Here is a 14,038-nt window from a genome sequence, read left to right as displayed (position 1 = left end):
CGCTGATGCGCCGTTGACAAGCCGGAGCGGCATCCGAGCCGCCGGGGTGAGGAAGGCATGGCGGCCGGCGCCGCCAGGGGAGATGAGTGACCCCTGGCGGCGCCTTTTTCTGCGCTCGTACGTCGTGCTGTTGTCGCTGTAGCCGACGCCGAGGCTGCGCGGCCGCCCGATCCGCCGACGCGTCATGTCTTCCCCTGCGGCTCTGAGCCGCCGTCCTGTGCCACCGGCGGCGGGGCCCGCTCGGAGGCCGCATGCCCCATGTCCAGCGCGACGGGGCGGCGGAGATCAGACCGGTGTCCGCGTCACGTCGCCGTAACGGTGGGCATTGCCGATGCGGCGGCTCTCCAGGCTGAGGATTCTTGTATGCGCAGTTCGATCCCGTGGCGGTGACCGAAAGGAAGAGGCCCGCCTGCTGATTCGACCCCACCCATGTCCGTGCGCATGCGGGCGTGCAGCGGTGGTCGTGCCGGAAACGGATCGTCCTCCCCATCCAGGCACCCTTCGAGGAGTTCTCCGTGCGCATTGTCATGCCCACTACGCGTATGGCCGTGGCCGCAGCAGCAGTGGTCGCCGCCGCATCGACGGTTGTCCTTCCCGCCACTTCTGCCACAGCCGTGACCGCAAAGCCCGCGGCGGCCTCGGCCGACTTCGTCGTAAGCCAAGCCCAGTTCCAGCACATGTTCCCGAACAAGAACCCGTTCTACACCTACGCCGGGCTGCGGAACGCGATGAACTCCTTCCCGGCTTTCGCCCACACGGGAAGCGACACGGTCAAGAAGCAGGAGGCGGCCGCCTTCCTGGCCAACGTCAGCCACGAGACCGGCGGCCTGCGATACACGAAGGAGCAGAACCCCGCCAACTACCCGCACTACTGCGACGCGAGCCAGCCGTACGGCTGCCCGGCCGGCCAGGCGGCCTACTACGGCCGCGGGCCGATGCAGCTGAGCTGGAACTTCAACTACAAGGCAGCGGGTGACGCGTTGGGCATCGACCTGCTGCACAACCCGAACCTCGTGGAGACCGACGCCACGATCTCGTGGAAGACCGCGCTGTGGTACTGGAACACTCAGTCGGGTCCCGGCTCCATGACGCCGCACAAGGCGATGGTCAGCGGTGCCGGATTCGGTGAGACGATCCGCAGCATCAACGGCGCGCTGGAGTGCAACGGCCAGAACCCCGCCGAGATGCAGGACCGTGTCAACCTCTACCGGCAGTTCACGCAGACCCTGAATGTCGCCCCCGGAGACAAGCTGACCTGCTGATCGCGCCGGTGGCGGCGGTCCGCCACCACCACGCCGCATCGCACGCTGTCGCACCCACCGTGGTGCCTGGCCGGCAGGCGACGCCCTTGGCCCCAGGAGGCCGGCACACAACCGGCCTCCCCTCCGCCTTGCCGCGGTCGCCTGCTCGCGCCCTTCAGAACCCGCTCGTTGACGTCATCCGGCGAGGAATCATGCGCAGAACACCTCTGAAAATCCCCCTGCGACTCTCCCTGACAACCCTCCTGACCGGCCTGGTCGCCGCGATCGCAGCAGCGCTGTTGGCGGCCGCACCGAGTACGGGCGCGGGTGCGGTTGCTCCACCCTCCGTCGCACCGGCTGCCGCGGCGGCGGTCGACCACACGGTCACGTTCGTCAACAGCACCGGCAGGAAGATCTGGATCGGCAGCGCCGTCAACGCCGACGAGTCGAGGAACTTCGACAAGCTGCCGATCCTGGAGCCCGGCCAGTCGGCGACGGTGACCATTCCCGAGACGACGGCGCCCGGCCACTGGCGCGGCAAGTTCTTCGCGCGCATGGGATGTAGCGGGACACCAGGCAGCACCTTCCACTGTGCGGTCGGGGACTGCGGCAAGTTCGCCGACCACTGCGCCAAGGGCACCGGAGAACAGCCCGTCAGCCTCGCCGAGTTCAACTTCGACTCCAAGGACGCTGCCGCTCCCTGGTACGACGTGAGCTACGTGAACGCGTTCTCGGTGCCGATCACGATCGCGCCCCGGAACGTGAGCCCCGGCGGTGGCGGGTGCGACACGGTGGGCTGCGCGAACAACCTGCTGCCGAACTGTCCCGCGGACAATCTGACGCGCTGGGCGGACGGCAAGCCGATGCTGTGCACCAACCCCAACCGGGACGCCAAGACGGCCTACAGCGACATGATCGCCTCCCATTGCCCGAAAGCCTATGGGTGGTCCCGGCAGGACCAGGAGCCGGGCAACAAGGTGATGCAGCAGTGCAGCAAGTGCAGCGGCTTCCTCGTGACCTTCCACCGCGCCTCGTGACCGCGGATCACGCGGCCCTCCTGGCCGTGAATGCGGCTTGGCGAGCGGCCGGATGAAAAGGAAGGACGAAGCCATGCGAAAGGCACCCAACTTACGTGGTCTCGCCGTGATTCTGGCGGCTCTGGCCCTGCTCGCGTTCGGCAATCAGGCCGGCACACCCACCGACGCGGTGAACGCGTCCTCCGCCACGGTGAAGAAGAAGGGCGTCAGCGCCTGGAACTTCACCGGCGTCACCAACGCGCTGGCCGACTCGAAAGCCGGTTGGTTCTACACCTGGTCCTCGGGCAAGCAGCAGATCACACCGCCGTCCGGGGTCGAATTCGTGCCCATGATCTGGGGCAAGGGCTCGGTGACCGATGCGGAACTCGGCCAGGCCGAGCAGCAGGGTAAGACCCTGCTCGGGTTCAACGAACCCGACATGCCGGGGCAGTCGAACATGACCGTGCCGCAGGCGCTCGATCTGTGGCCCCGGCTGCAGTCGACCGGCATGCGGCTCGGGGCGCCCGCCGTCGCCACCGGCGCCGACGTCGCAGACGGCTGGCTCGACCGCTTCATGAAGGGCGCCGCCGGCCGTCACTACAAGGTCGACTTCATTCCCCTGCACTGGTACGGCGGGGACTTCGACGCCACGCATGCGACAGCCCAGCTGCGGAACTACCTCCAGGCCACCCACAACCGCTACAAGAAGCCGATCTGGCTCACCGAGTACGCACTGATCGACTTCTCCACCGGCACCCCGAGGTATCCGACACAGGCACAGCAGGCCGCGTTCGTGAAGCAGTCGACCGCCATGCTGCAGGGGCTGCCGTTCGTCGAGCGGTATGCCTGGTTCACCCTCTCCACCAGCCGCGGTGACGGCACCGGACTCTACAACGGTGCGACGGCCAACGAGGTGGGCGCCGCCTATCGCTCGGCCGGCTGAGAAACAGCCCCACCCTTCATCCGGCGACAGCCGGGCCGGGTGCACGCATGCCGCCACGGCCAAGGAGCACAACGCTCCCTTCACCGGTCCACCACGCCGTGAAACCAAGCCACATGAAACGAGGAACGAGCATGAGCAAGCGAAAGCTCCACGTCCCACTGGCCGCAGGGGCCGTCGCGCTGACCGCCGTACTGGGGCTCTCCCCGGCGAGTTCGGCCGCGCCCAGGGCCCCGCAGGCCGAGACCTGCTGGGCGACGCACTACGGTCCCATACCCGCCGGAGCCCTCACGGCCAGCGGCGAGGTCTTCGACAACAACAAGAACACCGCGGCGACCTCACTGACACGCAATCCGCAACTGCCGTTCGGGACCCGTGTGAAGGTGACCAACGTCGCGAACGGCAAGTCCCTCGTCGTGCGCATCAACGACCGCGGCACCTTCCAGCAGACGCCGCAGGAACCGAAGTGCCTCGACCTGACCGACGGTGCCTTCGGCCGGCTCGGCGGCAGCCTCAACCCCGACGCCGGCCACATCGTGGTCCAGCAGAAGGTCCTGAACTGATCCCGGGCTCTCGATCCACGGCCACCGGAAGGAGAGCTTCGTGATCACCATCAGGCAGAAGACGGTAGTCGGACTGGCCACACTCGCGGCCGGCTTCGGCCTTGTCTCTCTCGCCACCCCCGCCGGGGCGGCCGCTCCCGCGGCCCCCGTCATCCACCGCTGCGACGCGCACCACACCACACCCGGGAGCCACCTCTTCGTCCGGCTCCAGACCGGTGACGAGGGACTCTGCTTCACCGGCCAGGGCACCACGACGGACGTCCAGAACCTGACCCCGTTCGAAGCGATCAACCTCAAGCCCGCCGGCGGCGAGCTCATGCAGGTGACCGTCACCTACGTCACCGCGATGGGCGAGCAGAAGGACAAGAACCTCAACCGCGAGGGCCAGGTCTTCAGGTTCCCGGGTTACGCGTTCCTCAAGAAGGTCGACATCAAGCCCCTTTGACGCCGACGGGTGCCTGACCGGCGGTCTTCGATCCCTGGCCGCCCAGCATGTGATGCGCCACCCGCAACACCCGGCGAACCGCAGGTTCCGTCCGGCTCGCACGGAAAACCACTCGGCGCGGCTGTGGAAGACGGCGGCCGCGCCGAGTTCCGCCCACGCACCGTTCCGCCCTGGGAGGCTGACCGGTCTCCCGCCGCCCGGCTGCGACGGGCGTTGCGCGGGGTCGGCGGTGCGGCAGCGGCCATCGACGATCCCGGCTTCCAGCCGGCTCGAAGGCACCCTCAGGGGCGATGGGTGGAGGCCGGGTTGGTCAGCGCTTGCCGGCTCAATCGCTGCCACCATCCTGCGATGTACAGAAAACTTGACATCATGTCGCGGCTGTTTGACACTGCCCGTGTCAAGCTTTCTTTACATCGGGAGCCGCAGTGGCATTCGAAGAGAAACGTGCCTGGATCATGGTCCTGGTCACGGTCGCGTCATACGCGGCGTACCTGGCCGTCGTCCTGCGGCGGCACGAAGGAGCGGCGCCGCTGGCGCAGACGTCCTATGCGTCCCCGCTGCTGTGGACCGTCGGTGCGGCGATCGTCACGCAGATCGCGCTGAACATCACGGTGGCGATCGTGTCTCCCGAGGGCGCGAACACCAAGGACCAGCGCGACCGGGAGATCCACCGCTTCGGCATGTACATCGGGCAGTCGTTCATCGTGATCGGCGGCGTGACCGGGCTCGCCCTCGCGATGGTCCGCGCCGATCAGTTCTGGATCGCCAACGCCATCTACCTGGCGTTCGTCCTGTCGGCGATCCTGTCATCCACGGCGAAGATCGTCGCCTACCGGCTGGGCTTCCACCCGTGGTGAGGCCGACCAGGGTCACCAACACGATCCGGGCGCTGCGCTTCGCCCACGGCGAGATGACCCAGGCCGAGCTCGCCCGCCGCATCGGCGTGACCCGCCAGACCGTCATCGCCATCGAGCAGGGCCGCTACTCGCCCACTCTGGAGATGGCCTTCCAGATCGCCCGAGTGTTCGGCGTCCCACTCGAAGAGGTTTTCCAGTACCCCGGAACCGATGAAACCGGGGAAGTCGAGGGAGAGAGCAAGTGAAGGCCATCGTCCAAGACGCCTACGGACCGCCCGAGGACCTGCGTGTCGAAGAGATCGCTCAGCCGGATCCCGGTAGCGGCGAGGTGCTCATCCAGGTCCGGGCGGCATCCGTAGACCCGGGTGTCTGGCACCTCACCACGGGCCAGCCGTATCTGCTGCGCGCCCTCGGTTTCGGGCTGCGGGCGCCCAAGGCACGCGTCCGGGGCATGGATGTCGCGGGACGTGTGGAGGCCGTCGGCCCGGACGTCACCCGCTTCCAGCCGGGCGACGAGGTGTACGGCACCTGCGACGGATCGTTCGCCGAGTACGCCTGCGCCAAGCAGGACAGGCTCGCCCGCAAGCCCGGCAACGCCGGCTTCGAGCAGGCGGCCGTCGTCCCGGTGTCCGGCTGCACAGCCCTCCAGGCGCTGCGCGATGTCGGGCGACTGCGGTCCGGGCAGAGTGTCCTCGTCATCGGCGCCGGGGGCGGCGTGGGTACCTTCGCGGTGCAACTGGCCAAGGCCCTCGGGGCCGGCCATGTCACCGGTGTCTGCAGCGACGCCACAGCGGAGCTGGTCCGCTCCCTCGGCGCCGACGAGGTGATCGACTACTCGCGTCAGGACCCCACCGACGGCACCCGCCGCTACGATCTCGTTCTCGACATCGCCGGCAACCGCCCCCTGGCCCGGCTGCGCCGCGTCCTCAGCCCCGGCGGGACGCTGGTCCTGGTCGGCGGTGAGGACGGCGGGAAGTGGTTCGGCGGCATGGGCCGGCTCCTGCGAGCGCTGCTGCTGTCTCCGTTCACCGGCCAGCGCCTCCGCGGCCTCTTCTCCACTCAGAGCCACGACGACCTGCGGCTCCTCGCGGAGCTCATCGAGGCGGGCGCGATGACCCCCGTCATCGACCGGACCTACCCGCTGGCCGACGTCCCCGAGGCCATCGGCTACCTGAGGAGTGGCCGTGCACGCGGGAAAACAGCCGTCAGCGTCTGACAGGAGTCCGGCGCAAACCGGGTGCCCGGCTCGAGCGCCTGGCATCCCGCGTCGCGGCGTTGCCATCAGGGACTTTGTGCTCGTCTCAGTCGGCCGCGCGGCCCCACCCCACCGGCTCCTTCAGTAACGCCATGACTCCGAGAGGGAACGACATGCCAGTGTTGCGACAGGCCCGCGTCTCCGACCACGGCACGATCATCGCATGTGTACCGCAGTGGTGGGGGGACTCGCGTGCCCCCGCGCAGGCCCGCGAGCTATCGCTGCTGCTGCCCAAGCTGTTCTTGCAGTTCTTCTCAGGCACCAGCCTGGTCCTGGAGAACGAAGCCGGCGTCAGGGCGTTCCTCATTGGTTTTCACGCCGCCGACAACGACGAAGAGGCGTACATCCACTTCGTGGGAGTGGATCCGAAGCTTCGTGGGCAGGGGGTTGCCCGGCGTCTGTACACCACCTTCTTCCAGCATGCCGCCGACGCCGGCCGCACAGAGGTGCGTGCGATCACCTCACCGGGAAACAAGGGCTCCATCGCCTTTCACCGCGCCATGGGATTCACCCTGGAAAGCGGGGACCGAGAGGTCGATGGTCTGCCCGTACACAGTGACTACGACGGTCCTGGGCAGGACCGGGTGTGCTTTCACAAGAAGTTGGCCCTCTGATCCACGATCACCACTTCGCCGCACGAGGCAACGACATACAGATACGTATGGATAGGGGCCTGCTGATGAGACTCCCCACGACGGCGCACACGTCCCGCCCCTGGCGGATCCACGAGATCGCCGGTGACTTCCGCGTCGAGGACGTCTGGGCGCTGCCGACACCGGGCGGTCCCCACGACTTCCCGCACCTGGTCCGCCAGATCGCGAACGGGCCGAGAGACGGGGCCACCACGTCCTCCCCCTCCCTCGTGTACCGCCTGCTCTTCGAGGTTCGCTGGAAGCTCGGGAGGCTGCTCGGCTGGGACAAAGCCGACTCCGGCATCGGCACCCGGGTGCCGACGCTGCGCGACCGGTTGCCGGCGGACCTCCGCGAGGGTCCGCGGGGGCCCGATGTCCGTTCGGATCCGTTCACCTCCCTCTACCAACTGCACGACGAGTGGGCGGCCGAAATGGCGAACCGGACCGTGCACGCCGTGTTGCACATCGGCTGGGTCCCGGACGAGGCCGGTGGCCACCGCGGCCAGATGGCCATCCTGGTGAAGCCGAACGGGCTGTTCGGCAGCGCATACATGGCCGCTATCAAGCCTTTCCGGTACGTGTGGGTGTATCCGGCGCTGCTTCGAGCAATGGGACGCACATGGCGGGCGAGTGCCGAAGAAAGGCGCGCGGAATAATGGATCTGGCCGACACACCCTTCGGAATCACCGACTGGTTGGTGCCAGCCTTGATGGTGACGATTTCACCGTTTGCCAGTTCGGTGGTGAGTGTTCCTTCGAGGACGAGCAGGATGTGGCCCCGACTGCACCAGTGATCGGCCATGTAACCGGGGCTGTACTCCACCATTCGAACGCGCACGGCACCGAATTGACGTGTGCGCCAGGTAGCGGTCTCGGAGTCGCCCGCCTGCACTGAAGGGGTGACGTCCGAGGGGTGCCGCGGGGTCAGCCCTCCGCGTTTCGCGAAGCACCCCTCTCGAGGCCGATCCACAGATCTTGAGCATTGCTCCCCAGCAGAGTCACGGCACACCATGTCCGAGGCTGCCCGCCCCAAGACGATCACACATGGCGGCCACCACGCGGCACACCTCGCCCGGCTACTTCGCGAGGTGGAGCGATTCCTCGCCCCCAGCACCTGCACCGGCACAACACCGTTCCGAGCGCTCTACTAACCGGTCCTCCTCGCCCGGATCTGGGGGTCCAGCGCCGAGCTGGACCCCTTCCCGCGCCTCGCACCACCGTACTCGCGGTAATCAAGAGGGGCGGGGTGAGCGACGGGAGTGGGAGCTGGAGGACATGAACCGGGTTTATCCGGGTTCTGGGAGCTCAGGGCCGCGTGCGGCGTTGCCGTCTGCTTCGCGAACAGGCCGGCGGAACGTGGCGCGGTAGTCCCGTGGCCGCTGGCCGGTGTGCCGGGCGAAGATGGCGCTGAAGGTGCTCGTGTCCGCGTACCCGAGGTCGGCGGCGATGTGTGCGATGGTCCTGTCGGTGGTCTCCAGCAGATGACGGGCCCGGCGCACGCGAGCGGATTGCAGGTAGGCGAGCGGGGTCTGACCTGCTTCCTCGCCGAAGCGGCGGAGCATCGTTCGGGTGCTGACGTGGAACGTTTCGGCGAGGGCGGACAGGTCGTAGCGGGCCCCGAGGTTCTGGTCGAGCCACCGTTTGACGCCGAGTGAGAACTCCCGGCCGACGGCGGGCATGAGCTCCGGGTCGACGTAGGGAGTCTGGGTGGAGCGGGCGTCGTCGACGAGTGCGATGCGTGCGGTGCTGCGGGCGACGCGGGAGCCGTCGTGCTCACGGATCAGGTGGAGTGCGAAGTCGTACATGGCGCTGAAGGCGGCGGTCGTCGTCACACCGTGGTCGGTGACCACCAGGTGCTCGGGGCGCACCTTGACGTTGGCGTATCGACGCGCGAACCGGTCCGCGAACAGCCAGGCCGTCGTCGCCTCGCGCCCGTCGAGCAGGCCGGCCTCGGCGACGAGGAAGGCGCCGACACAGATCGACACGACAGCGATACCGGAGGCGGCCTGCGACCGAATCGCCGCCACTTCGGGCCTCAGGTTCGCGAGCGTGGCGTCGAGATCGAGGCTGGGCGACAGCTCGAAACCCGGCACGATCAGGACGTCGACGGGGCGCAGCGCCGAGACGTCGATGGCCGAGCCGCCGGAGGCGACCACCCTCCGCCGGGGCGAGACGACGGACACCTCGTACGGCGGTCGGTCCGATCCGTGCGCCGCCGCGATGTGGTCGGCCATGGCCAGCAGGTCGGGGATCCCGAACACCTCCGAGGCGAAGCAGCCGGGATACGCCAGCACACCCAGACGCAGCGGTTTCATGGTTCCTTCGGCTCCCCGCGGGGTTGGCGATATCGCCGCGCTTTGTGGCGATGTCGCCGCTTCTCGTGGGAGCAGTGTCGCACCACACTCTCGATCATGACAACGATGCGAGCACGGCGCGACGACCCCTTGGACGACTTCTCCCGGAGAGCCGTCGGCGTCGATGACGTCAGCAAGACCGTGTACGTTGCCGGGACGGGACCCGGCGTCGTCCTGATGCCCGAGATGCCCGGCATCAGCCCCGACGTCGCACGGTTGGCACGCTGGATACGCGACGCCGGCTTCCGCGTGTACCTGCCCTCGCTCTTCGGTGTCGACGGCGCCTACCCGACCACCGAGGCAGGCGAGGCCGTCGTGCGGCGCGCCTGCGTCAGCGCCGAGTTCCGTGCGTTCGCCGGGGGCGGCACCAGTCCCGTCGTGGCGTGGCTGCGCGGCCTCGCGCGGATCGCGCACGCGGAGTGCGGTGGGCCGGGCGTCGGCGCGGTCGGGCTGTGCTTCACCGGCAACTTCGCGCTGACCATGGCACTCGAACCGGCCGTCATCGCCCCGGTCGTCAACCATCCCTCGCTGCCGCTCGACGACCCCGGAGGACTGGAGATCGCAGACGAGGACGCGGTTGCCCTCGCCGAACGCATCGAACGAGACGGATTGAAGGTGCTCGGCTACCGCTTCGACAACGACAGGTGGTGCACGGGCCAGCGGTTCGCGGCCTACCAAGCACTACTCGGCGAAGCGTTCGACGGCCGCGTTCTTCCCGGAGATGCAGCGAACACGAACCCTCCGCCCTTCTTCCGCGACGTCGTCGGGTGCGCCCACAGCGTCGTCACGGCACATCTCGTGGACGAGCAGGGTCATCCCACGGTACGTGCCCGTGATGAGATCATCGCCTTCCTCCGGGAGCAGCTCAGAAGATGACGCGCGAGCCTCGCCGGAAGACCCTGCCTGAGCCGGCCTGACAAGCCCGCAGGCCATGCGTCGGCCGCCGTCACCCATGCACTGCACCGATGTCCCCGCCGAGATGGCCGACCTGGACTTCTCCCACACCGACGCCGCACGGCTGACCACAGCGCCGTCAGGATTGCCGAGTCGTCGTTGTCGATCTTCTTCGCCCAGAGGGTCACCCGTCTCGTCGACCACCGCCGCCCAGTAGTGGCACATGCCGGCGTCGGCGTTAGCCCAGAACTGGGCCACCCGCCGTCATTTCCGTGGACAGCAGACCGCACCAGGCGCGACATCCCCATCAGCAGCGGCGCCCTGGAGAACCGAACGGCCACTCCTTCGGAGCCACATCGGGCAAGCCACCGTCAGCCGCATCCGGCCCTGCCAGGCCGCGCGACAACGTAAGGAGACACCATGACTGAGAGCACCAATGTGGTCGTGATCGGCGGCGGATACGCCGGCGTCATGGCGGCCAATCGCCTGACGCAGCGCGACGACGTGACAGTGACTCTGATCAACCAGCGCCCGGTCTTCGTCGAGCGGATCCGCCTGCACCAACTGGTGGCCGGATCCCACGACGCGCTGGTCGACTACACACAAGTCCTGGGCAGCGGCATCCGGCTGGTGGTCGGCACAGTGACACGGATCGACGCGTCCGAGCGCAGCGTGACGTTGGCGACCGGGGGCACGGTCGGCTACGACTACCTGGTCTACGCAGTGGGCAGTGGCAGCGCCGCCCCGCGTGTGCGGGGAGCGGCCGAGTTCGCCTACCCGATTGCCGGCCTGGAGGAGGCGGAGCGGCTGCGGCCAGTCGTCGACGCAGCGCCAGCAGCGGCCCCGATGACGGTTGTCGGAGCCGGTCCGACCGGCATCGAGACCGCCGCCGAACTGGCCGAGGATGGCCATGCCGTGACCCTGGTCTGCGGCGAGGTGCTCGGCTCCTGCCTTCACCCTAGAGGCCGGCGCTCGGTTGCCAAGCGGCTGGGCAAACTCGGTGTGACCGTACTCGAAGGCCCCGACGCCAAGGTGACGGCTGTGACTCGCGATGTCGTGCAGCTCAGTGGCGGCCGCAAGCTGCCGAGCACGGTGACCATCTGGGCCGCCGGATTCGGCGTGCCGGATCTGGCCGGCCGCAGCGGGCTGAGCACCGATGCCTTGGGCCGTCTGCTCACGGACGAGACGTTGACGAGCGTGGACGACGTGCGCATCGTCGCGGCCGGTGATTCGGCGGCACCGTCGGACCTGCCGTTTCGGATGAGCTGCCAGGCCGCGGTTCCTCTGGGCGCGCATGCCGCCGACTCGGTGCTCAGCCGGATCGCGGGTGAGCAACCCGCGCCCATCAACCTGGGGTTCGTCGGCCAGTGCATCAGCCTGGGTCGTCGCGCCGGCATCTTCCAGTTCGCCTACAAGGACGACACCGCGAAGAGGTACTACCTCAGCGGCCGCCCTGGCGCGAAGCTCAAGGAGTTCGTTTGCAAGCACACCGTCAAGCAACTGGCGGACGAGACACGCAAGCCCGGCTCGCACCACTGGGCCAAGGATGACAAGCGCCGGCAGTTGCTGCAGGCCAAACGTGGCGAGGCGCCGGCCACCACCGAACGATCGGCCTAGCTGTGCGGCTGGCGGACGCCTATGACAGTGGGTCTTCGGCTTTCTGTCATAGGCGTTCGTAGGGGGCGCCCTGGTCACCGCAGCTGGAGCAGGCCGACGTCTTCCACGGCCTAGCCACCACCCGACACGACACGTCACCCGCTGGTCGATCGACCACCCCGTCCAGGACCTGCTTGACGGTCTGCCCCCGCGGAAGTAGAAGCGCCGCTCCGGCGGCCAGGGGCTCATGGCCTGCGCGTCTACGACTGGTCACGCATCCCGGTACGCATATCCAGTGCACGCCTACGACACGTAAGCCGCACCGGAGCGCTCCGATGCGCTTCGTCGTCTCACGGCTCGGCTCAAATCCCGTCAGGGTGCACCCCCGCGGGGCCTCGTCGTATCACTCGTTCAGGGGCTCGCAAGCGCTGAACTATCAGCAGACGAAGAATCTGCTGGGCCGAACGCGTACCACGCGCAGGCGCAACGCCTTGTCCTCGCCCGCAGAGCCGAGCGGCAAAGCCGGGTCGAGTTCTCGTTCAGGTCGCCTACCACGCAACGGCCCTGAGCCGATCGACCCCAAGATGTCCGATTTCAACGGAGCGTAGTCAGCACCAAACCAGCACGGGAGTCAGCACCGCACCGCACCGTCAGATCACCCCGAACTGAGCGTCCCGGACAGCACTCGTTTCGACCACCTTCGAGCCCCTGAACCGCTTGTCCGTGAGCCGGCATGGTGGCCGCACGCATAACCAATACTCGAACTATGTTGCCCCACCACATGTGCCCCTGACCAGCCTCTTCCTACCGTGTGCCGACACGTACCCGTCCCCACCGCACACGAGGAAGTGGCGCACATGGCATCCCCGAACACCGCTCCCCCACCTCCCGCCGGCCTCCCCAGAATCGTCGCCGCCAGCCTCATCGGCACCACCATCGAGTGGTACGACTTCTTCCTCTACGGCTCCGCGGCCGCGCTGGTGTTCAACAAGCTGTTCTTCCCCGGCTCCGATCCGCTGGTCGGGACGCTGCTGTCGTTCCTGACGTACGCCGTCGGGTTCGCGGCCCGCCCGCTGGGCGCGCTGGTGTTCGGGCACTACGGCGACCGGCTCGGGCGGAAGAAGCTGCTGGTGCTGAGCCTGGTGATGATGGGCGGGGCGACGTTCGCCATCGGGCTGCTGCCCACGCACGCCACGGTCGGGGCCGCCGCGCCCGTGCTGCTCACCGTCCTGCGGCTCGTCCAGGGGTTCGCGCTCGGCGGCGAGTGGGGCGGCGCCGTGCTGCTGGTGTCGGAGCACGGGGACGCGCGCCGGCGCGGCTTCTGGGCCTCGTGGCCGCAGACCGGTGCGCCGGCGGGGCAGTTGCTCGCGACCGGTGTGCTCTCCCTGCTGACCGCGGTGCTCTCCGACCACGCCTTCGGGACCTGGGGCTGGCGCATTCCCTTCCTGCTCTCCGGTGTGCTGGTGCTCGTCGGTCTGTGGATGCGGCTCTCCGTCGACGAATCGCCCGTGTTCAAGGAGGCGTTGGCGCGGGCGGAGTCCCGGCGGCAGGACGCGGTGGCGGAGAAGCTGCCGCTCGTCTCCGTGCTGCGGCACCACTGGCGGGACGTCCTGGTGGCGATGGGCGCCCGCATGGCGGAGAACATCAGCTACTACGTCATCACCGCCTTCATCCTCGTCTACGCCACCACCTCGGCCGGCGTCTCGAAGCAGACCGCGCTCAACGCGGTGCTCATCGGCTCCGCCGTGCACTTCGCCGTCATCCCGGCCTGGGGCGCGCTGTCCGACCGGGTCGGGCGGCGGCCGGTGTATCTGCTCGGCGCGGCCGGTGTCGGCCTGTGGATGTTCCCGTTCTTCTCGCTCGTGGACACCGGGTCGTTCGGCTACCTGGTCCTCGCCGTGACCGTCGGGCTCGTCCTGCACGGCGCGATGTACGCGCCCCAGGCCGCCTTCTTCGCCGAGATGTTCGCGACGCGGATGCGGTACTCCGGCGCGTCCATCGGCGCCCAGTTCGCCTCCGTGGCGGCCGGTGCGCCGGCCCCGCTCATCGCCACCGCGCTCCTCGACGACTACGGCAGCTCCACGCCGATCGCCCTGTATGTGATCGCCGCGGCGGTGCTGACCCTGGTCGCCGTGGGCGTGGCGCGGGAGACGCGGCACCGGGACCTCGCCCGTGTCGAGGCCGAGGACGGCGAGTCCGCCGGTGCCGGCACGGCCGCGCAGGCGCGCACGGCCTGACGGGCCCGG

The 14,038-nt window shown here is 68.4% G+C and carries 15 protein-coding genes and 1 pseudogene; 14 read left to right on the top strand and 2 right to left on the bottom strand.

Features of this window, described 5'->3' with window-relative positions; all coding sequences use genetic code 11:
- The first annotated feature begins 527 nt into the window (after positions 1-527).
- The 10 genes from OG956_RS32435 (at position 528) to OG956_RS32390 (ending at position 7,605) form a co-directional block, all read left to right on the top strand.
- Positions 528-1,262, top strand: a complete 735-nt coding sequence (locus OG956_RS32435) for a chitinase (RefSeq protein ID WP_330343005.1) — start codon at positions 528-530, stop codon at positions 1,260-1,262.
- A gap of 191 nt (positions 1,263-1,453) precedes the next feature.
- Positions 1,454-2,278 (top strand): thaumatin family protein, encoded by an 825-nt coding sequence (locus OG956_RS32430; protein WP_330341571.1) that lies wholly within the window; start codon positions 1,454-1,456, stop codon positions 2,276-2,278.
- 73 nt (positions 2,279-2,351) lie between these two features.
- Positions 2,352-3,200, top strand: a complete 849-nt coding sequence (locus tag OG956_RS32425; protein ID WP_330341570.1) for a glycoside hydrolase family protein — start codon at positions 2,352-2,354, stop codon at positions 3,198-3,200.
- Positions 3,201-3,331: 131 nt separating this feature from the next.
- Positions 3,332-3,760 (top strand): septal ring lytic transglycosylase RlpA family protein, encoded by a 429-nt coding sequence (locus OG956_RS32420; protein WP_330341569.1) that lies wholly within the window; start codon positions 3,332-3,334, stop codon positions 3,758-3,760.
- Between the two features lie 40 nt (positions 3,761-3,800).
- The gene (locus tag OG956_RS32415) at positions 3,801-4,205 is read left to right on the top strand and encodes a hypothetical protein (protein WP_330341568.1); all 405 of its coding nucleotides are present in this window, start codon (positions 3,801-3,803) and stop codon (positions 4,203-4,205) included.
- Between the two features lie 425 nt (positions 4,206-4,630).
- Positions 4,631-5,062: a hypothetical protein gene (locus OG956_RS32410; RefSeq protein WP_330341567.1), complete on the top strand. Its 432-nt coding sequence runs from the start codon at positions 4,631-4,633 to the stop codon at positions 5,060-5,062.
- Positions 5,056-5,307, top strand: coding sequence for a helix-turn-helix transcriptional regulator (locus tag OG956_RS32405; RefSeq protein WP_330341566.1), 252 nt, complete (start codon positions 5,056-5,058; stop codon positions 5,305-5,307). The genes OG956_RS32410 and OG956_RS32405 overlap by 7 nt, the downstream gene beginning before the upstream one ends.
- Positions 5,304-6,278 (top strand): NAD(P)-dependent alcohol dehydrogenase, encoded by a 975-nt coding sequence (locus OG956_RS32400; protein ID WP_330341565.1) that lies wholly within the window; start codon positions 5,304-5,306, stop codon positions 6,276-6,278. The genes OG956_RS32405 and OG956_RS32400 overlap by 4 nt, the downstream gene beginning before the upstream one ends.
- Before the next feature lie 152 nt (positions 6,279-6,430).
- Positions 6,431-6,931, top strand: coding sequence for a GNAT family N-acetyltransferase (locus tag OG956_RS32395; protein WP_330341564.1), 501 nt, complete (start codon positions 6,431-6,433; stop codon positions 6,929-6,931).
- 65 nt (positions 6,932-6,996) lie between these two features.
- On the top strand, positions 6,997-7,605 hold the full coding sequence (locus OG956_RS32390) for a DUF2867 domain-containing protein (RefSeq protein WP_330341563.1): 609 nt from the start codon (positions 6,997-6,999) through the stop codon (positions 7,603-7,605).
- Here the strand turns inward: OG956_RS32390 and OG956_RS32385 are convergent.
- Together OG956_RS32385 and OG956_RS32380 are read right to left on the bottom strand one after the other, a co-directional pair.
- Entirely contained in the window at positions 7,511-7,960 is a 450-nt protein-coding gene (locus tag OG956_RS32385) for a DHCW motif cupin fold protein (RefSeq protein ID WP_330343004.1), read from the bottom strand. The two genes, OG956_RS32390 and OG956_RS32385, sit on opposite strands and share 95 nt — an antisense overlap.
- Before the next feature lie 274 nt (positions 7,961-8,234).
- Positions 8,235-9,263 (bottom strand): GlxA family transcriptional regulator, encoded by a 1,029-nt coding sequence (locus tag OG956_RS32380; RefSeq protein WP_330341562.1) that lies wholly within the window; start codon positions 9,261-9,263, stop codon positions 8,235-8,237.
- A 96-nt stretch (positions 9,264-9,359) separates the two neighbouring features.
- Here OG956_RS32380 and OG956_RS32375 point away from each other — a divergent pair, with 96 nt between their 5' ends.
- From OG956_RS32375 to OG956_RS32360, 4 genes and pseudogenes are all read left to right on the top strand, one after another.
- Positions 9,360-10,178 (top strand): dienelactone hydrolase family protein, encoded by an 819-nt coding sequence (locus OG956_RS32375; RefSeq protein ID WP_330341561.1) that lies wholly within the window; start codon positions 9,360-9,362, stop codon positions 10,176-10,178.
- Positions 10,179-10,616: 438 nt separating this feature from the next.
- On the top strand, positions 10,617-11,813 hold the full coding sequence (locus OG956_RS32370; protein WP_330341560.1) for an NAD(P)/FAD-dependent oxidoreductase: 1,197 nt from the start codon (positions 10,617-10,619) through the stop codon (positions 11,811-11,813).
- 71 nt (positions 11,814-11,884) lie between these two features.
- Positions 11,885-12,081: pseudogene (locus OG956_RS32365) on the top strand (IS701 family transposase); the annotation flags it as partial.
- 568 nt (positions 12,082-12,649) lie between these two features.
- Positions 12,650-14,029: an MFS transporter gene (locus OG956_RS32360; RefSeq protein WP_330341559.1), complete on the top strand. Its 1,380-nt coding sequence runs from the start codon at positions 12,650-12,652 to the stop codon at positions 14,027-14,029.
- Positions 14,030-14,038: the final 9 nt, after the last annotated feature.

Source organism: Streptomyces sp. NBC_00557 (assembly GCF_036345995.1).
GTDB lineage: Bacteria > Actinomycetota > Actinomycetes > Streptomycetales > Streptomycetaceae > Streptomyces.
This window is presented reverse-complemented; position numbering and strand designations above follow the sequence as displayed.